Below are 17,604 nucleotides of genomic sequence, written 5' to 3'. Positions count from 1 at the left end.
CCAGTACACGGGTCAGGGCCCGGCACGCCGAGAGCACGCACCTGACGCCGCGGGGCCGCCCTTCGGGCGACGGCGGGAATGTGACGACAGGGCCTGGGCCCTGGTACTAGGTGAGAAGTCCGGGCGCCCGCGGCGAAAGCGCCCGGATTCACGCGATGGTGTGATCATGTTCCGCCGCCCGGATGCCGGGCGCAGGCCACGGGTAGGGCCCGGCCATGACGCAGCCGTTCGAACTCCCGCACTTCTACCTGCCGTACCCCGCGCGGCTGAACCCCCACCTCGACGAGGCCCGTGCCCACTCCACGGCGTGGGCGCGGGAGATGGGCATGCTGGAGGGCTCGGGCGTCTGGGAGCAGGCGGATCTCGACGCGCACGACTACGGGTTGCTGTGCGCGTACACCCACCCCGACTGCGACGGCCCGGCACTCTCGCTCATCACCGACTGGTACGTGTGGGTGTTCTTCTTCGACGACCACTTCCTGGAGCTGTTCAAGCGGCCCCAGGACCGCCCCGGCGGCAAGGCCCATCTCGACCGGCTCCCGCTGTTCATGCCGCTGGACCTGGCCACCCCCGTCCCCGAGCCGCTGAACCCGGTGGAGGCCGGCCTCGCCGACCTGTGGGCGCGCACCGTGCCGTCGATGTCCATGGACTGGCGCCGCCGCTTCGCCGTGGCGACCGAGCACCTGCTCAACGAGTCGCTGTGGGAGCTGTCGAACATCAACGAGGGGCGGATCGCCAACCCCGTCGAGTACATCGAGATGCGGCGGAAGGTCGGCGGTGCCCCTTGGTCCGCCGGTCTCGTGGAGTACGCGACGGCGGAGGTCCCCGCCTCGGTCGCCGAGTCGCGCCCGCTGCGGGTCCTGATGGAGACGTTCTCGGACGCCGTGCACCTGCGCAACGACCTGTTCTCCTACCAGCGGGAGGTCGAGGACGAGGGGGAGAACAGCAACGGCGTGCTCGTACTGGAGACCTTCTTCGGCTGCGACACGCAGCAGGCCGCCGACACCGTCAACGACATCCTCACCTCGCGGCTGCACCAGTTCGAGGACACCGCGCTCACCGAAGTCCCCGCGCTGGCCCTGGAGAAGGGGCTCACCCCGCCCGAGGCCGCCGCCGTCGCCGCGTACACCAAGGGCCTCCAGGACTGGCAGGCCGGCGGCCATGAGTGGCACATGCGGTCCAGCCGCTACATGAACGACGGGGCGACCTCCTCGCGCGGCCCGCTGGACCTGGGCGGGGCACTCCTCTCCGGCCCGGCCCTGGTGACCGGGCCGGGGTTCGGCACGTCCGCCGCCGACCTGGGGGCGCTGTTCGCCAAGGCGGCCGCCGAGCGGCTGCGCACCCGCACACACCTGCCCTACCAGAAGGTCGGACCGTCCCTGCTTCCCGACTTCTACATGCCGTTCCAGGTGGAGCTGAGCCCGCACCTGGACGCCGCCCGGCCGCGCCTGACCGCCTGGTCGCACGCGATGGGCATCCTGAGCGAGGGCGTCTGGGACGAGGAGCGGCTCGCCGCCGCCGACCTGCCGCTCTGCGCGGCCGGCCTCGACCCGGACGCCACCGCCGAGGAGCTGGACCTCAGCTCCCAGTGGCTGACCTGGGGCACCTACGGCGACGACTACTACCCCCTGGTCTTCGGCCACCGCCGTGACGTGGCCGCCGCGCGGCTCACGACCGCCCGGCTCTCCGACTGCATGCCCATCGAGGGGAAGCTGGCCCTCGTCCCGGTGAACGGGATGGAACGGGGCCTGATCGACCTGTGGTCGCGGACGACCGCGACGATGACCCCCGACGAGCGGCGCACCTTGAAAACGTCCGTCGACAAGATGACCGAGAGCTGGGTGTGGGAGGTGTTCAACCAGCTCCACAACCGCGTCCCCGACCCGGTCGACTACCTGGAGATGCGCCGCGCCACCTTCGGCTCCGACCTCACCCTGAGCCTGTGCCGGATGGGGCACGGCCCGCAGATCCCGCCCGAGGTCTACCGCAGCGGCCCCGTCCGCTCCCTGGAGAACGCGGCCATCGACTACGCGTGCCTCATCAACGACGTGTTCTCGTACCAGAAGGAGATCGAGTACGAGGGCGAGGTCCACAACGCGATCCTCGTCACGCAGAACTTCTTCGGCTGCGACTACCCGACCGCGCTCGGTGTGGTCCACGACCTGATGACCCAGCGCATGCGGCAGTTCGAGCATGTCGTCGCCCATGAACTGCCCTTCGTCTACGACGACTTCGAGCTGTCGCCCGAGGCCCGCGACATCATGGACGGTTATGTCGCCGACCTGCGGAACTGGCTCGCCGGCATCCTGAACTGGCACCGCCAGGTCGACCGCTACAAGCCCGCCTTCCTGGCCCGCCGCGCCCACGGCTTCGTCCCCGACCGGGCACCGGCCCCGCCGTTCGCCCTGGGCCGGGTCGGCTGACATGCCGTAGCGCACCGAGCCGTACTCGCCCCGGCGGTCGTGCCGCCCGGGTCGCGCCTCCGACCGCGACCCGGGCGGCACGCGTCTGTGCGGACCGCCCGCGCGGCCCTGTGCCGAGGTTCACGACATCCACGGCAGGCGCGAGAAGGGCTTCACCTCGCCGTGGACGCCGGCCGCGACCCCGGACGGCTGCGCGAGGCCCTGCTGTCGGTCATGCCCGAGGGGCACGTCAACAGCGTCGGCATCTGCTTCGACGAGGTCCGGCTCCCGCTCTGCCAGCGCGGGGTCCACCCCGAGCTGGTCACCAGCGGCGTGCGGCTGGGACGAGAACCCCGGCGTGCTGACCTCCGACCGCGCCGGCCGCGACGCGGGGATCCGACCTCCCGCGACACCGCCCCAGCGCGCTGACGAGGTGTCAGTCTCACTCTTTCGTGGCTCGTCGCGCCGTCGTGCGCCGGGTAGATGTCCGCCGGACCCGAACCGCGGACCGGAGGCGCGCACCATGGAACAGACCGCGTTGAGACCCAAGGCCAGGCCCGGTGAGGCGGCCGACGAGGTACCCGGCGCCGACGAGGACCGACCGTCCGGCCCCGCCCCCGCCCCCGCCCGCCGTCCGCACGCCGCGCCCCGCCGCGCCCGCCAGCGGGTGATCACCCTGCTGTTCGCCCTGGTCACCTGTGTGGTCCTGGTCCTGTCGGGCGTCGGGCTCGGCGTGCTGGGTCTCGCGGTGACCGGCGGGGGCGGCCTCACGGCGGCACGGCAGGCCCCGATGGCCACCGCCCGCCCGGGCGACGGCCCGGCGCGCCCGGCCACCCCCGCCCTGGCCCCGGCGCAGGCCCCGGCCCAGGGCGCGGGCGGCCCGGCGTCCGCCCGCGCCACCCTCGGCATCGAGGCCGTCGACGCCCCCGGGGGCGCAGGCGCGCGCGTCGTCGGGGTGCATGTGCCCGGCCCCGGTTACGACGCGGGCCTCGTCCGCGGCGATGTCGTCCTGGCCCTGGGCGGCACCCGGACCGGATCGGCGGCCGACCTCGCGCGGGCCGTCGCCGCCGCGCGCCCCGGCACCCCGGCGAAGCTCCTCGTACGGCACGTGAACGGCAGCCGCCGGTACCTGGTGGCCGTACCCGGCGTGGTCATCTGACCCCCCGACGGGCGCCTGAGGTGAGCTCCTGCGCGGCCACGCGGAAACGGCCGGCCTCCTACGCGGCCACCCGGAAGTGGCTCGTCAGCCGGCCCTCGTCGTCCAGCACGTGGAACGCCAGTCCGGGCGGCGCCTCCCGGTCGGCGACCTGCTCGCCCTCCCAGGGCAGCCGGAGCGTCCACGTCACCCCCGGGCCGACGACCAGCGGCCGCCCCGCGAACATGGTCGCGGCGGGCGTGTGGGCGTGCCCGGTGATGATTCCCGCGATCTCGGTCCGGCGATCGAGGAGGCGGGCCAGCGCGGCCGGCCTGCCCAGTTGGTACGCGTCAGGCAGCGGGTGGTGCAGCGCCACCGGCGGATGGTGGAAGGCGAGGAGCGCCGGCCGGTCGCCGTCGAGGTCGTCGAGGGTCTCCTCGATCCAGGCGTACGTCTGCCCGTCCAGCTCGCCCTCGTCCCGCCCCGGAACGCTGGAGTCGCACATCAGCACCGCCGCGTCGTCGAAGAGGTGCACGGTGTTGACCGGGCCCTCCGCGGCCGGCTCGCCGAGCAGCGCCTTGCGGTAGGGCGCCCGGCTGTCGTGGTTGCCGGGGCAGGTGAGCACCGGGAACGGGGCGCCCCCGTCCCGCAGGCCGAGGAGACGCGCCGCCTCCTCGTACTCGGACTCGGTGCCGTGGTCCGCGATGTCCCCGGTCACCAGCAGCGCGTCCACCCGGCCCGGCAGGCCCCACAGCAGGTCGCGCACCCGCTCGGCCCGGCGGGTCGCCCGTTCCGTCCCGTCCAGATGCAGATCACTGATGTGCGCGAGTACGAGCATCGCCGTACGCCTCCCTTGGGCCCACTGCCAGGACGTCCTTAATGGACGAGGTGCATCTAAGCATTAGTTCTAACGGCACGGCAATCGGCAACCATTAGGGGTGGCGGCGCCCCGCGCGCCGACGCCCTGCGGCAATGGGCTCGCGTGCGCTGCCGCGGACGGGCAGGATGCTGCCCGTGGGGCGCGCCGCGCCCCGACCAGGGAACTCCGAGCCCACGGAGGCATGGATGACCGGCACGTCTGGCCACGGGTCCGCGCCACTGACCGCCGACGAAGCGCCCGCCCCCTCGGCCCCCTTCACCGTCGACGACTACCGCGCGCGGATGCGGCGGGCGGCGCGCGCCGCGTCCGGGGCGGGCCTCGACGGCCTGCTGGTGGCGCCCGGCCCCGACCTGGTGTGGCTGACGGGGTACCGGCCGCCGGAGACCGAGCGGCTGACCCTGCTGGTGCTGCGGGACGGCGAGAACCCGGTACTGGTGGTGCCGGCCCTGGAGGCCCCGGACGCCGAGGAGGCCCCCGGCGGCCCCGCGCTGGACCTGCGCGACTGGGCCGACGGCAAGGACCCCTACGACGCGGCCGTGTCCCTCCTCGGGCCGCGCGGCCGGTTCGGTGTCAGCGACAACACCTGGGCCCTGCACCTCCTGGGCCTCCAGGGGCGGCTGCCGGACACGGCGTACGTCGGGCTGTCCGAGGCCCTGCCGATGCTGCGGGCCGTCAAGGACGCGGCCGAGCTGGAGCGGATGGCGGCGGCGGGCGCGGCCGCCGACCGGGCGTACGAGGAGATCCGGGGGGTCCGGTTCGCCGGGCGCCGCGAGACCGAGGTCGCCGCCGATCTCGCCGACCTGCTGCGGCGGTTCGGGCACTCCCAGGTCGACTTCACGATCGTCGCCTCCGGGCCGAACGGCGCCAACCCGCACCACGAGGCCGGCGACCGCGTCATCACGGACGGCGACATGGTCGTCCTCGACTTCGGCGGCCTCAAGGACGGCTACGGCTCCGACACCTCCCGCACCGTCCACGTCGGCGAACCCGACGCCGAGGAACGCGAGGTGCACGACCTCGTGCGCGCCGCCCAGGAAGCCGGGTTCCGCGCGGTCCGGCCCGGCGTCGCCTGCCAGGACGTCGACCGGGCGGCCCGCGCCGTCATCGCCGACGCCGGGTACGGCGACCGCTTCATCCACCGCACCGGGCACGGCATCGGCGTCACCACCCACGAGCCGCCGTACATGGTCGAGGGCGAGGAACGCCCCCTCGTGCCCGGCATGTGCTTCTCCGTCGAACCCGGCGTCTACCTTCCGGGCCGCTTCGGGGTGCGGATCGAGGACATCGTGACCGTCACCGAGGACGGCGGGCGGCGCCTCAACACCACCCCGCGCGACCTGGCGATAGTGCACTGACCCCCTAGGAGCTCCCGACCCCCGACCCCCTCCCCTCCCTCCGGACGACAACGGCGCGACCATGACCCAGGCACCGACACCCACCGCGGACACCGTCCGCCGACTGCTCCGTTCCCTGACGCGGAACGGCGAGGGGAAGACCGGCGGCACGGGCGGTGACGGCCCCGACGTACGGCCCGTCACCGAGGAGGGCGGGCGGTGCGCCTGGTGGGTCGGCACCCGCCATGTGCTGCGCCTCGCCCCCGACCGGCACGCCGTCGTACGGCAGCGGCGCGAGCTGCGGCTGCGCGATCTGGTCCGGCCGCACGTCGGCGTCGCCGTCCCGGTGAGCGTCGCGCACGGCGAGTGGTCCGGCGGCCTCACCTACACGCTCGACACGCGGATCCCCGGCTCCGCCGCGCCCGTGCACGACGTGTCCGCCGTTGGCGAGGACGACCTGGCGGGGCTCCTCACTGGTCTGCGCGAGGTGCCGCTGCGGCAGGCGGAGGCGCTCGGGGTGCCGCGGTTGGCGCCGCGCTCCCTGGAGACCCTGCGGACGGCGGCGGGGCGGGCCGTCAAGCAGCTCGCCGGAGCCGACGAGTTCGACCCGGCGCGGCTGGGGCAGCTCACCGCCCCCAACACCGCGCAGCTCACCGCCCCGGCGGCCGTTCTCGTCCACCACGCGCTGACCGGGGAGCACCTGCTGGTCAGCGCCGACGGGCGGGTGCGCGGGGTGGTGGACTGGAGCGACGCGGCGATCGGCGACCCCGCCGAGGACATCGCCTGCCTCGCGACGGCGGTCGGCGCGCCCGCCGCGGTCCGCGCGGCGACCCTCGCGGGGTACGGCGCCCGCCCGTGTCTGCGGGGGCTCTGGCTGGCCCGCTGCGACACGGTGGTCGCTCTCGCGGCGGCCGCGGCCACGGCCACGCGGGGACGAGGTGCCGCCGTGTCGCCGCCGGGGCCGCCCGGGCCGCCGGTGCTGCGGGAACGGCTGCGGCGGGCGTGGGAGCCGATCCTTTTGGAGCGGGTGACCGATCTGCGGGGCGAGGACTGAGGATTGAGGCCGGCTTTCGGCCGGGAGCGGGGGCGCCTCACAGCTCGGGGCGGGCGCGGTACGGCGACTGCGGGTGGGTGCGGGGTTGCCCGCGCAGTTCCCCGCGCCCCTGACCGCGGCGGCGAAGCCAGCGGCCCGGCACCCGGCCCCCGCCGTGCCGCCCGGCGCCCCCGCCCCCGGTCGGTCGCGGCAGCGTCACGGCATGGTCAGTACCACGCACGACTCGCCGGGCACGTTCAGCAGGCCGTCCGTTCCCGGGGGCTCCACCGGGTCCCATGCGGCCAGGACGCGTGCGTCGGCTGTGCCCAGGGGGATCGCGGCCGGTTCCTTGCCCAGGTTGAGGGCCACCCGGACGTCGCCCCGGCGGAAGCCGAACCACCGGGCTTCCTCGTCGTAGGCGACCTTGACGTCGGAGAGGTCCGGGTCGGAGAGGTCGGCGTGGGTGCGGCGCAGGGTGATCAGGTCGCGGTACCAGGCCAGCATCCGCGCGTGGGGCTCGACCGCCGGCTCGGACCAGTCCAGGCACGAGCGGTCGCGCGTCGCCGGGTCCTGCGGGTCCGGCACGTCCTCCTCCGCCCACCCGTGCTCGGCGAACTCCCGCCGCCGCCCCCGCCGCACCGCCTCCGCCAGCTCCGGATCCGTGTGGTCGGTGAAGAACTGCCAGGGCGTGCCCGCGGCCCACTCCTCACCCATGAACAGCATCGGCGTGAACGGTCCCGTGAGCACCAGGGCCGCCGCGCACGCCAGCAGGCCGGGCGAGAGCGTCGCCGACAGCCGGTCGCCCTGGGCGCGGTTGCCGACCTGGTCGTGGGTCTGGGTGTAGCCGAGCAGCCGGTGCGCGGAGACCCGCGTACGGTCCAGGGGGCGGCCATGGGAACGGCCCCGGAACGACGAGTACGTGCCGTCGTGGAAGTACCCGCCGGTGAGGGTCTTCGCCAGCCCGGCGAGCCCCGCCCGCGCGAAGTCCGCGTAATAGCCCTGCGACTCGCCGGTCAGGGTCGTGTGCAGCGTGTGGTGGAAGTCGTCGTTCCACTGCGCGTGCAGCCCGATCCCGCCCTCAGCGCGCGGGGTGACCAGCCGCGGGTCGTTGAGATCCGACTCGGCGACCAGGAACAACGGCCGCCCCACCTCGGAGCCGAGCGCGTCCACGGCCGTCGACAGTTCCTCCAGGAAGTGGTGCGCGCGCGTGTCCCGCAGGGCGTGCACCGCGTCCAGACGCAGCCCGTCGAGGCGGTAGTCCCGCAGCCACGCCAGCGCGCTGCCGAGGAAGTACGCCCGCACCTCGTCCGAGCCGGGCGCGTCCAGGTTGACCGCCGCGCCCCAGGGCGTGTGGTGCCGCTCGGTGAAGTACGGGCCGAACACGGGCAGGTAATTGCCGGACGGGCCAAGATGGTTGTGGACCACGTCGAGCACCACCCCGAGGCCCCGCTCGTGCGCCGCGTCCACAAAGCGCTTGAGGGCCTCAGGGCCGCCGTACGGCTCGTGCACGGCCCACAGCGAGACCCCCTCGTACCCCCAGCCGTGCGTCCCGGGGAACGGGCACAGCGGCATCAACTCGACGTGCGTGATCCCCAGTTCGGCGAGATGACCGAGCCGCTCGGCGGCCGCGTCCAGCGTGCCCTCGGGGGTGTACGTTCCCACGTGCAGCTCGTACAGCACCGCGCCCGGCAGCCCGCGCCCCGCCCACGGCACCCGCCACGCGTACCGCCCGTGGTCGACGACCGCGCTCAGCCCGTCCGGGCCGTCCGGTTGACGGCGCGAGCGCGGATCGGGCCGCACGGGCCCGTCGTCGACGGCGAACCCGTAGCGCGTGCCGTCCGTCGCCTCCGCGTCGGCCGTCCACCAGCCCGGACGCTCGGGATCGCGCTCCATCGCGTGCGTGGCGCCCGCGCAGTGGAGCGTCATCCGGTCGGCTTGCGGTGCCCACACCTCGAACTGCACGGAACGGTTCTCCCTCGGCTGCCGGTCGTGATGGTCGGGGGACGGTCGGAGTCGTCATGGAGCCTTCCCGTCCATCGTGCGGCAAACGAGATCAAGGCGCCCACGGATCGGCGCGTTTGCCGCGCGCGTCGCACTCTTGCTCGCCATGTCCGAGGATCGTCACCGTTTACCGGTTTTCTGGACACCCCGGCTTCACTGACCGACAATCACACGCGTGACGTCGTCCTTCGAGTTCCACACCTACCCCGCGCGGCTGTCGGACGCCGAGCGCGACCGCGCGCTGAGGGTGCTCCGTGACGGCGTCGCCCTGGGCCGTCTCTCCCACGACACGTTCATCCGGCGCATGGAGCTCGCCCTCACCGCCCGCCGCTCCGACGAGCTGGCCGCGCTCACCGCCGACCTGCCCGTCGAGAGCCGCTGGTCCCGGCTGGTCCTCGGCACCGTCGGCGCCGTCTCCGGCTTCGGGGTGAAGCTGCGCCGGGCCTGGCAGGCCGAGCGGCTGCCCAAGCTCCAGCTGCCGCACCCGGCGAGCGGCCACGCCCTGCGCATCGGCCGCGACCCCGCCAACGGGCTCCGGCTCAGCCACGAGACGGTCTCCCGGGTGCACGCCGAACTGACCCGGCAGGGCGGCATGTGGATCCTGCGCGACCTCGGCTCCACCAACGGCACCACCGTCAACGGACGTCGGGTCGTCGGCGCGGCCGTCGTCCGCGACGGCGACCAGGTCGGTTTCGGCCGCATGGCCTTCCGCCTCTCCTCCGAGTGAGCCCGGCCCCCGAGCCACCGCAAAGCTCTGGCCTGGGATTTACGCAGCGAGTTTCCGAACCTGCCGTCCGTTCCGGGGTGTTGACGTAGGTTCTCGGCCATGACTGACTGTGCGTACACCATGCACAGCAGGTGAACCGACGGCGTCACATTCCGGGGAGGTGTGCCCTGCCGCCACTTCTCCGCTATCCGACCGTGGACGAGCTGTCCGCCCGCGCCGCGACCCTCGTCACCCGACATCCGCACCGCGCCCGGCTGCGCCGCGTGGGCACCTCACGGGCGGGCAGCCCGATGTGGCTGCTGTCCGTCGGACGGGGCACCCGCCACGCCCTCGTCGTCGCCGGCCCGCACCCCAACGAACCCGTAGGCGGCGCCACGGTCCTCCGGATCGCCGAACGCGCCCTGGCCGACCCCCGGTTCACCGAGGACGCCGACACCACCTGGAACCTGCTGCTCTGCCTCGACCCCGACGGCTCCCGGCGCAACGAGGACTGGCTGTCCGGCCCCTACACCCTCGGCCACTACTTCCGGCACTTCTTCCGCCCCGGCTTCCTCGAACAGCCCGAGTGGCTGCCCGACGGAGCGGCCGCCGCCGCCCTGCCGGAGACCCGCGCCCTGCTCGACCTCCAGGACGAGCTGCGCCCCTTCTTCCAGTGCTCCCTGCACGGCGTCGACGTCGGCGGCGGCTTCGTCGAACTGACCCGCGACCTGCCGGGCCTCGCCGAACGGGTCGCCCGGATCGCCGGCCGCCTCGCCGTACCCCGCGAGCTGAGCCCCTACGACACCCTGTACTGGCCGCGCATCGGCCCCGCCGTCTACCGCATCCCGCCCCCGCGCCGCGGTGACCTGGCCGCCGCCATCACCGAGGCCGCCGTCGAGTCCACCTGGTACCACCCGCACCGCTACGGCACCCTCACCGCCGTGGTCGAGGCACCCATGTGGGGCGTGGCCGCCGTGGAGGACGGCTCGCCGTCACCTGACGCCCACGCGGTCCTGCGCGGCGTCAGCCGGGCACTGCGCCGCGACACCCTGCTCCTGGAGGACATCCTCGCCCGCGTCCGCCCCTCGGTGAGCGACGGCCCGGACGCCGACCGGCTCCTCGCCCCCGTCGACGACTACTTACTCGTCGGCCCCGGCCTCGCCGACGCCTGGGACCCCGACGTCCACGACGGCACCGACCGCCCGCTGCCCCCGCTCGACACCGCACGGCTCACCACCCTCGCCATCTCCGGCCGCCGGGTGGCGTTGCGCACCGCCGGTCTGCTGCACCAGCTGGTGACCCGCGCCGGACACGACCCGGCCCACGCGCTGCCCGAGCTGAACCGGCTCCTCGACACGTGGTGCGCCGACTACCGCGACGGCTACGGAGCCCGCTGGATCCCCGTGGCCCGCCAGACGGAGTACCAGACCCGGGTCGTCCTCGCCGCGTTCACACTGGCCGCCCGGCGGGCCCGCGGCGGACACGCCCTCGGTGAGCCGCACACCGGCTCCCGTTCGGGTGAGCCGGAATGGAGTTCCGAGCCCGCCGTGCCGATGCACCGGGAATGACGAACACCACCCTCCGCACCGTCCGGGGCGGCCTGCTCGCGGCCCTCGCCCTCCTCGCCCTCGGCGCCTCCGCGCCCGCCGAGGCGGCCTTCCCGGGCAACTGGCTCTACGTCACCGTCACCAAGGGCGGCGGCATGTCCAGCGACACCCGCGGCACCCTGCTCCTGTGCGACCCTCCCCAGGGCCACGCCCGCGCCGCCGAGGCATGCGCCGAACTCGCCGGGGCGGACGGCGACATCGCCCGCATCCCCCTCAGGAACGGCATGTGCGTCCAGGTCTACGCCCCCGTCCGGGCCACCGCGCGCGGCGAGTGGAACGGCCGGCCCGTCGAGTACGACCACACCTTCGCGAACGGCTGCGTGATGTCGGCCCGCACGGGCTCGGTGTTCGCCCTGTCGAGCTGACGGCACCCCGGCGGGCGCTCAGGCCCCGCCGTCACCCCGCGCGTGGGAAGCCGCCGCCAGCACCGTCCGCACCTGGTGCTCCACCTGGTCCCGCACCGGCACCCACCGGGCGCGGAACCGGTCGGCGAACGAGTCGCTCCACTCGCCGACCAACTGCTCCAGCGGCCGCGCCCCCGGGTCCCCGGCGTCCACCAGCACCCGTCGCAGCATCGCCGCCGCCCGCAGCGGAAGCCGGCGTCCGAAGGCGTCCACACTGCCCACGTACGCCCGCGACACATCGGGCGGCGGCCCCGCCACCCAGTCCCGGGCCAGCCCCGGCACCAGCGCCAGCGCCCACCGGGCCGCCCGCAGCAGCGGCCCCTCGGGGCCCGGCAGCCGGGGCAGCGCCTCGTCGAGGATCCGCTCCACCTCGCCCGCCTCGTCGAGCAGCCGCCGGGCCAGCCACCGCAGCGCCTGCGTCGGGGCCGGGTGCGGGGCGGTGTCGTCCACCAGGTCGCTCGCCCACATCGGCACCTCGACGACCGCCGTGAGCCCGCCGTACCGGTGGGCGTGGTACCAGGTGCTGTGCCGTGCGTCGTCGGGCAGGCTCGGGAACGCCGCGTGGCCGGGGCCCGGCATCACGAACACCCCGGGTCCCGAGGCGGGCCAGCCCGCCGCGTCGGAGGCGCTCGTCTCCACCGGTATGCCGAGTTCCGCCGCAGACTTTGCGAACGGCTCGGCCAGCCCGGGCACGTCCTTCGTCAGCTGCACCCAGCTGCCGCCGAGATCCGTGCCGTGCAGGGTCACCTGGAGATAGGGCCGCAGCTCGTCCAGCACCGTCAGCAGTGCCCGCGTCTCGGGCGGCAGCCGGTCCGGCGGCAGCACCGACGGCGACCACTCCGGCTGCTCGGGCCCGGCCGGCCGGAAGAACCCCAGGTGGTAGTCGAGGAGGGTGCGCGGCGCCGGGGCGGTGTGCAGGCTCGCCCCGTCCGGGTCCGCGCACAGCACGAAGTGCCAGGAGACCCCGGTCCGTAACTCCCGGTCCAGCGCCACGCGCTCGGCGAGCGCCAGCACCGTCGAGCCGCCCGTCGGCTCGTTCGCGTGGGCGCCCGCGACGACGAGGACGGCACGTCTCGCATGGCCGACGGACAGCAGCCGCAGGGGCCGGCCGGCCCGCGAGACACCGATTCTTCGGAGGGCGCACAGATCCGGCCGGCGAACCGTCAGCTCCCTCGCCCTCGACTCCAGCTCCGCCACCGTGGGATAACCCGGCTCCAACAGCAGACCCACCCCCGTCCAGTCCACCCGCGTCGGCGTCCTCGCACCCGACCTGAAACGAGCGCGGGGACGCATGCCAGTGTGCGTCGGCGCACGGGGCGGCTCCCAGGGGCGCCCAGAGGCATTCACGGCGACCCGGTCCCGGTCCGGCCGCTACCCTGCGCCGACCCGCTCCAGCAGCGCCACCGGCAGCCCGTCGAACAGGTCTGCCACCGGTACCTCGCCGGTGAACTCCCGTTCCCCGCCGAGGACATCGGCCCACCGTCCCTCCGGCAGGGCCAGCCGGGTGTCCGCCCAGCCGCCGGCCTCGGCGAGCCGCAACGACAGCCGAGTGACCGCCGTGACCACCGCGCCGGACCGCGCGAACGCCACGCAGTGCCCGGCCGCCGGCCCGGTCGCCGACAGGGGCGCGTACGTCGCCGCGTCCCCGAAGACCTCGGGCCGCCGCTGCCGCAGCCGCAGCGCGGCCACGGTGACCCGGTGCTTGTCCGAGTCCCCGTCGCGCGGGGCGAACGGCGCCCGGTTGTCCGGGTCCACCAGCGCCCGGTACTCGCCCTCCGTGCCCTGGTAGACGTCCGGCACGCCCGGCATGGTCAGCTGCACCAGGGCCGCACCCAGGACGTTCGCGCGGATGTACGGCTCCAGCTCGGCCCGCAGCCGCCCGGTGACCCGCGTGTCCACCGCCGGGCCGCGGGCGACGAACTCGGCCACCGCCCGCTCGTACTCGGGGTCCTGCTCGGTCCACGACGTGTGCAGCCCCGCCTCCCGCACATGCTTGAGCAGCGCCCCCCGCAGGCGCTCGGCGTCGGCGGGCCCCAGCCCGAACGCCGTCTGCCACGCGGCCCACGCCAGGTGCGGGTCCGGCACCCCGGCGCCGTCCCGCGTCACCTCCGCCAGCGTGTCCGCCCACCGCCGAGGGCACTCGCCGAGCACCGCGATCGCCGCCCGGACGTCCGCGCTGCGCTTGGTGTCGTGCGTCGACAGCACCGTCCCGGTGACCGGCCAGTCCCGCTGCACGCGCGCGCAGTAGGCGTGGAAGTCCTCGGGGGAGACGGCGGGGCTCCCGGGGTTCCCGCCCACCTCGTTCGCGGACAGCAGCGGCACATGGCGGTAGAACGCCGTGTCCTCCACCGACTTGGCCCGCAGCGCCGACGAGGTCTGCGCGAACCGCGTCCGGAACTCCACCTTCTCCGGTCCGTCCCCGAACCGCCCCAGCACCAGATCCCGTACGACGTCCACCGCCCGAGCCTCCTCGGGCACCGCGAACGCCGTACGGGCCTCGGCGGCGGCCTCCTCGGTGACGACGAGGGAGGCGTCCTGGGAGGCGTACGGCCGGTAGACCTCCATCCGGACGAGCAGCTCGCACAGCGCGGTGCGCAGCGCCCACGGCGCACGGTCGCGCAGCACCGGCTCGGGGGAGCGCTCGCACAGCCCGTGCGCCACCCGGGTGAGCCGGTCCACCTCCGCGGCCAGCTCGTGGGTGAGCACCCGGTACGCGGCCCGCCGCACGGTCGCCGCCCAGTCGCCGCCCAGGTCGGGCCGGGCGGCCGTGAACCGCCGGTAATGGTCCAGCAGCTCACCCGCCCCCGCCGGGTCGGTGAACAGCCCGTCGACCTGCCGCAGCGCGTCGTACCCGGTGGTCCCCGCGACCGGCCAGGCGCCCGGCAGGGCCTCGCCGTCCGCGAGGATCTTCTCGACGACGGTCCACCGGCCCCCGGTGGCCTCGTGCAGCCGCCGCAGGTACGCGTCGGGATCGGCGAGCCCGTCGGGATGGTCGACCCGCAGCCCGTCGATCACCCCCTCGTGGAGCAGCTCCAGGATCTTCGCGTGGGTCGCCGCGAACACCTCCGGCTCCTCCACCCGCACCCCGATCAGCTCGGAGATGCTGAAGAACCGCCGGTAGTTCAGCTCCGTACGGGCCAGCCGCCACCACACCGGCCGGTACCACTGGGCGTCCAGCAACTGGGGGAGCGGCAGCTTCTCCGTGCCCTCGCGCAGCGGGAGGACATGGTCGTAGTACCGCAGCTCCCGCCCGTCGACGACGAACTGCTCGATCTCGTCACCCAGCGGCCCTCCGAGCACCGGCAGCAGCACCTGCCCGCCCCGTGCCTCCCAGTCGATGTCGAACCACCGCGCGTACGGCGACCCCGGCCCCTCGCGCAGCACCTCCCACAGCGGCCGGTTGTGCCGGGGGGACATCGCCATGTGGTTCGGCACGATGTCCACCACCAGCCCCAGCCCGTGCTCCCGGGCGGTCCGGGCCAGCTCCCGCAGCCCCGCCTCACCTCCCAGCTCCGCCCGTACCCGTCCGTGGTCGACCACGTCGTACCCGTGCCCCGACCCCGGCACCGCCTCCAGGACCGGGGACAGATGCAGATGCGTCACCCCCAGCGAGGCGACGTACGGCACGGCGTCCGCCGCGGCGGCGAACGGGAACGCGGGCTGGAGCTGGAGCCGGTAGGTGGCGGCAGGCACGACAGACGTCATAGGGACCTACGTACCCGCCCCGGACGGATCGGAGCGCCCTGACACGCGAACAGACGAGGTTTCTTCCACCGGGTCCGGCGCTAGGCCCTGTCGTCAACATCCCGCCGTCGCCCGGAGCGGGGTAGGTGGGAATTTGACGACAGGGCCTAGCGCCGGCCGCCGCAGCACCGCCATGCTCCGGTCCACCAGCGTCAGCCGCTCCCCGGCGCCCACCTTCGGCCCGTCCTCGGGGACGGGGTCGTCCCGCCCGGTGTCCACGACCACCTGCCACTGCCGCCCGTGGTTGACGGGCACCACGAACTCCAGCGGCTCGGCCGACGCGTTGACCATCAGCAGGAACGAGTCGTCGGTGATCCGCTCCCCGCGCGCGCCGGGCTCGGAGATCGCGTTCCCGTTGAGGAACACGGTCATGGCCCCGGCCTGGGCCGAGTCCCAGTCCCGCTGGGTCATCTCGCGGCCCTCGGGCGTGAACCAGGCGATGTCCGACAGCTCGTCGTGCGTGCCCTCCACGGGCCGCCCGTGGAAGAACCGCCGCCGCCGGAACACCGGATGGTCCTTCCGCAGCCAGACCATCGCCCGGGTGAAGGCCGGCAGACCGGCGAAGGCGTCGGCGTCCGCGTCGTCACCCTCTCTGCCCTCGGACGGCCAGGGCACCCAGGACAGCTCGTTGTCCTGGCAGTACGCGTTGTTGTTGCCGTGCTGCGTGCGGGCGAACTCGTCGCCGTGGCTGAGCATCGGCACGCCCTGTGACAGCATCAGCGTGGCGATGAGGTTGCGCATCTGCCGGACCCGCAGGGCGATCACCTCGGGATCGTCGGTCTCGCCCTCGGCCCCGCAGTTCCACGACCGGTTGTGGCTCTCGCCGTCCCGGTTGTCCTCGCCGTTCGCGTCGTTGTGCTTCTCGTTGTAGGACACCAGGTCCCGCATCGTGAAGCCGTCGTGGCAGGTCACGAAGTTGATGGAGGCCAGCGGGCGCCGCCCGTCGTCCTGGTACAGGTCGGAGGAGCCGGTCAGCCGCGACGCGAACTCGGCGAGGGTGCGCGGCTCACCGCGCCACAGGTCCCGCACGGTGTCCCGGTACTTGCCGTTCCACTCGGTCCACAGCGGCGGGAAGTTCCCCACCTGGTAGCCGCCCTCACCGACGTCCCAGGGCTCGGCGATCAGCTTGACCTGGGAGACCACCGGGTCCTGCTGGACCAGGTCGAAGAAGGACGACAGCCGGTCCACCTCGTGGAACTGCCGCGCCAGCGTGGCGGCCAGGTCGAAGCGGAACCCGTCCACATGCATCTCGGTGACCCAGTACCGCAGCGAGTCCATGATCAGCTGGAGGACGTGCGGGGACCGCATCAGCAGCGAGTTCCCCGTGCCCGTCGTGTCCATGTAGTAGCGGGGGTCGTCCGTCAGCCGGTAGTACGACGGGTTGTCGAGGCCCCGGAACGACAGGGTCGGGCCCAGGTGGTTGCCCTCGGCCGTGTGGTTGTAGACCACGTCGAGGATCACCTCGATCCCGGCCTCGTGCAGCGCCCGCACCGCCGACTTGAACTCCAGCACCTGCTGCCCCCGGTCGCCCCAGGAGGCGTAGGCGTTGTGCGGGGCGAAGAAACCGATCGTGTTGTAGCCCCAGTAGTTGTTGAGGCCCATGTCGACCAGCCGGTGGTCGTTGACGAACTGGTGGACGGGCATCAGCTCCAGCGCCGTCACCCCCAGCTCGGTCAGGTGCTCGATGACCGCCGGGTGGGCGAGCGCGGCGTAGGTGCCGCGCAGCTCCTCGGGGAGGCCCGGGTGCCGCATGGTGAGGCCCTTGACATGCGCCTCGTAGATCACCGTGTGGTGGTACTCGGTGCGGGGCCGCCGGTCGTCGCCCCAGTCGAAGTAGGGGTTGACCACGACCGACGTCATCATGTGCGGGGCGGAGTCCAGGTCGTTGCGCCGGTCCGGCGCCCCGAAGTGGTAGCCGTACACCTCCTCCCCCCAGCTGATGGAGCCGCTGATCGCACGCGCGTACGGGTCCAGAAGCAGCTTCGCGGAGTTGCAGCGCAGCCCGCGCTCCGGTGCGTACGGCCCGTGCACCCGGAACCCGTACCGCTGACCGGGCATCACGCCCGGCAGATACGCGTGCCGTACGAACGCGTCCGTCTCGCGCAGTTCCACCGCCGTCTCGGAGCCGTCGTCGTGCAGCAGACACAGCTCGACTCGGTCCGCGGCCTCCGAGAAGACCGCGAAGTTGGTGCCGGCGCCGTCGTATGTGGCACCGAGCGGATACGCCTGTCCAGGCCAGACCTGCATGGATACGACTCTTCCCGTTGTCGCGCGCCGCCGGGGCGACTGTCGAAGGGAGTCTCCCCCAAAGTGGGGAACCAACGACGGCATATGTCTTTCTTGCCGCGGCGCCGTGCG

Annotated in this window: 13 protein-coding genes; 8 read left to right on the top strand and 5 right to left on the bottom strand. The window is 73.9% G+C overall.

Features of this window, described 5'->3' with window-relative positions; translation table 11 throughout:
• The first annotated feature begins 215 nt into the window (after positions 1–215).
• From cyc2 to ACZ4Z2_RS30080, 3 genes are all read left to right on the top strand, one after another.
• Positions 216–2,423, top strand: coding sequence for a germacradienol/geosmin synthase Cyc2 (cyc2, locus tag ACZ4Z2_RS30090; protein WP_468080253.1), 2,208 nt, complete (start codon positions 216–218; stop codon positions 2,421–2,423).
• Positions 2,424–2,585: 162 nt separating this feature from the next.
• Positions 2,586–2,831, top strand: coding sequence for a hypothetical protein (locus ACZ4Z2_RS30085; protein ID WP_468080252.1), 246 nt, complete (start codon positions 2,586–2,588; stop codon positions 2,829–2,831).
• 94 nt (positions 2,832–2,925) lie between these two features.
• Positions 2,926–3,561, top strand: a complete 636-nt coding sequence (locus ACZ4Z2_RS30080; RefSeq protein WP_468080251.1) for a PDZ domain-containing protein — start codon at positions 2,926–2,928, stop codon at positions 3,559–3,561.
• 58 nt (positions 3,562–3,619) lie between these two features.
• Here the strand turns inward: ACZ4Z2_RS30080 and ACZ4Z2_RS30075 are convergent, their stop codons facing one another.
• Positions 3,620–4,375 (bottom strand): phosphodiesterase, encoded by a 756-nt coding sequence (locus tag ACZ4Z2_RS30075; RefSeq protein ID WP_468080250.1) that lies wholly within the window; start codon positions 4,373–4,375, stop codon positions 3,620–3,622.
• A 227-nt stretch (positions 4,376–4,602) separates the two neighbouring features.
• Between ACZ4Z2_RS30075 and ACZ4Z2_RS30070 the strand changes: the two genes are divergently transcribed.
• Positions 4,603–5,772, top strand: coding sequence for a M24 family metallopeptidase (locus ACZ4Z2_RS30070; protein WP_468080249.1), 1,170 nt, complete (start codon positions 4,603–4,605; stop codon positions 5,770–5,772).
• 61 nt (positions 5,773–5,833) lie between these two features.
• Entirely contained in the window at positions 5,834–6,805 is a 972-nt protein-coding gene (locus ACZ4Z2_RS30065) for an aminoglycoside phosphotransferase family protein (protein WP_468080248.1), read from the top strand.
• Between the two features lie 195 nt (positions 6,806–7,000).
• Here ACZ4Z2_RS30065 and treZ read toward each other — a convergent pair whose 3' ends face one another.
• Positions 7,001–8,746 carry a malto-oligosyltrehalose trehalohydrolase gene (treZ, locus tag ACZ4Z2_RS30060; protein ID WP_468080246.1) on the bottom strand — a complete coding sequence of 582 codons (1,746 nt, stop codon included), beginning with the start codon at positions 8,744–8,746 and terminating at the stop codon, positions 7,001–7,003.
• A 214-nt stretch (positions 8,747–8,960) separates the two neighbouring features.
• Here treZ and ACZ4Z2_RS30055 point away from each other — a divergent pair, with 214 nt between their 5' ends.
• The 3 genes from ACZ4Z2_RS30055 to ACZ4Z2_RS30045 all read left to right on the top strand — a co-directional run bounded on the left by ACZ4Z2_RS30055 (position 8,961) and on the right by ACZ4Z2_RS30045 (position 11,463).
• A complete protein-coding gene (locus ACZ4Z2_RS30055) occupies positions 8,961–9,512 on the top strand; it encodes an FHA domain-containing protein (protein ID WP_468080245.1) in 552 nt (183 codons plus the stop codon).
• A 194-nt stretch (positions 9,513–9,706) separates the two neighbouring features.
• On the top strand, positions 9,707–11,059 hold the full coding sequence (locus tag ACZ4Z2_RS30050) for a M14 family zinc carboxypeptidase (RefSeq protein ID WP_468080243.1): 1,353 nt from the start codon (positions 9,707–9,709) through the stop codon (positions 11,057–11,059).
• On the top strand, positions 11,056–11,463 hold the full coding sequence (locus ACZ4Z2_RS30045) for an SSI family serine proteinase inhibitor (RefSeq protein WP_468080242.1): 408 nt from the start codon (positions 11,056–11,058) through the stop codon (positions 11,461–11,463). Before ACZ4Z2_RS30050 ends, ACZ4Z2_RS30045 begins: the two co-directional genes overlap by 4 nt.
• 18 nt (positions 11,464–11,481) lie before the next feature.
• Here ACZ4Z2_RS30045 and ACZ4Z2_RS30040 read toward each other — a convergent pair whose 3' ends face one another.
• From ACZ4Z2_RS30040 to glgX, 3 genes are all read right to left on the bottom strand, one after another.
• Positions 11,482–12,732 carry a M14 family zinc carboxypeptidase gene (locus tag ACZ4Z2_RS30040; protein WP_468080262.1) on the bottom strand — a complete coding sequence of 417 codons (1,251 nt, stop codon included), beginning with the start codon at positions 12,730–12,732 and terminating at the stop codon, positions 11,482–11,484.
• Between the two features lie 141 nt (positions 12,733–12,873).
• Positions 12,874–15,207, bottom strand: coding sequence for a malto-oligosyltrehalose synthase (gene treY / locus ACZ4Z2_RS30035; RefSeq protein WP_468080240.1), 2,334 nt, complete (start codon positions 15,205–15,207; stop codon positions 12,874–12,876).
• A gap of 93 nt (positions 15,208–15,300) precedes the next feature.
• Positions 15,301–17,493, bottom strand: a complete 2,193-nt coding sequence (glgX, locus tag ACZ4Z2_RS30030; RefSeq protein WP_468080239.1) for a glycogen debranching protein GlgX — start codon at positions 17,491–17,493, stop codon at positions 15,301–15,303.
• Positions 17,494–17,604 lie beyond the last annotated feature (111 nt).

It is taken from the genome of Streptomyces sp. NPDC030183 (assembly GCF_055573455.1).
The sequence above is the reverse complement of the archived record's forward strand: the minus strand, read 5'-3'. Positions and strand labels throughout refer to the sequence as shown.

Bases quoted from the DNA above. Each gene is read 5' to 3' on its own strand.
- cyc2 (WP_468080253.1), top strand. From the start codon at position 216: ATGACGCAGCCGTTCGAACTCCCGCACTTCTACCTGCCGTACCCCGCG.
- ACZ4Z2_RS30080 (WP_468080251.1), top strand. From the start codon at position 2,926: ATGGAACAGACCGCGTTGAGACCCAAGGCCAGGCCCGGTGAGGCGGCC.
- ACZ4Z2_RS30075 (WP_468080250.1), bottom strand. From the start codon at position 4,375: ATGCTCGTACTCGCGCACATCAGTGATCTGCATCTGGACGGGACGGAA.
- ACZ4Z2_RS30070 (WP_468080249.1), top strand. From the start codon at position 4,603: ATGACCGGCACGTCTGGCCACGGGTCCGCGCCACTGACCGCCGACGAA.
- ACZ4Z2_RS30065 (WP_468080248.1), top strand. From the start codon at position 5,834: ATGACCCAGGCACCGACACCCACCGCGGACACCGTCCGCCGACTGCTC.
- ACZ4Z2_RS30045 (WP_468080242.1), top strand. From the start codon at position 11,056: ATGACGAACACCACCCTCCGCACCGTCCGGGGCGGCCTGCTCGCGGCC.
- treY (WP_468080240.1), bottom strand. From the start codon at position 15,207: ATGACGTCTGTCGTGCCTGCCGCCACCTACCGGCTCCAGCTCCAGCCC.
- glgX (WP_468080239.1), bottom strand. From the start codon at position 17,493: ATGCAGGTCTGGCCTGGACAGGCGTATCCGCTCGGTGCCACATACGAC.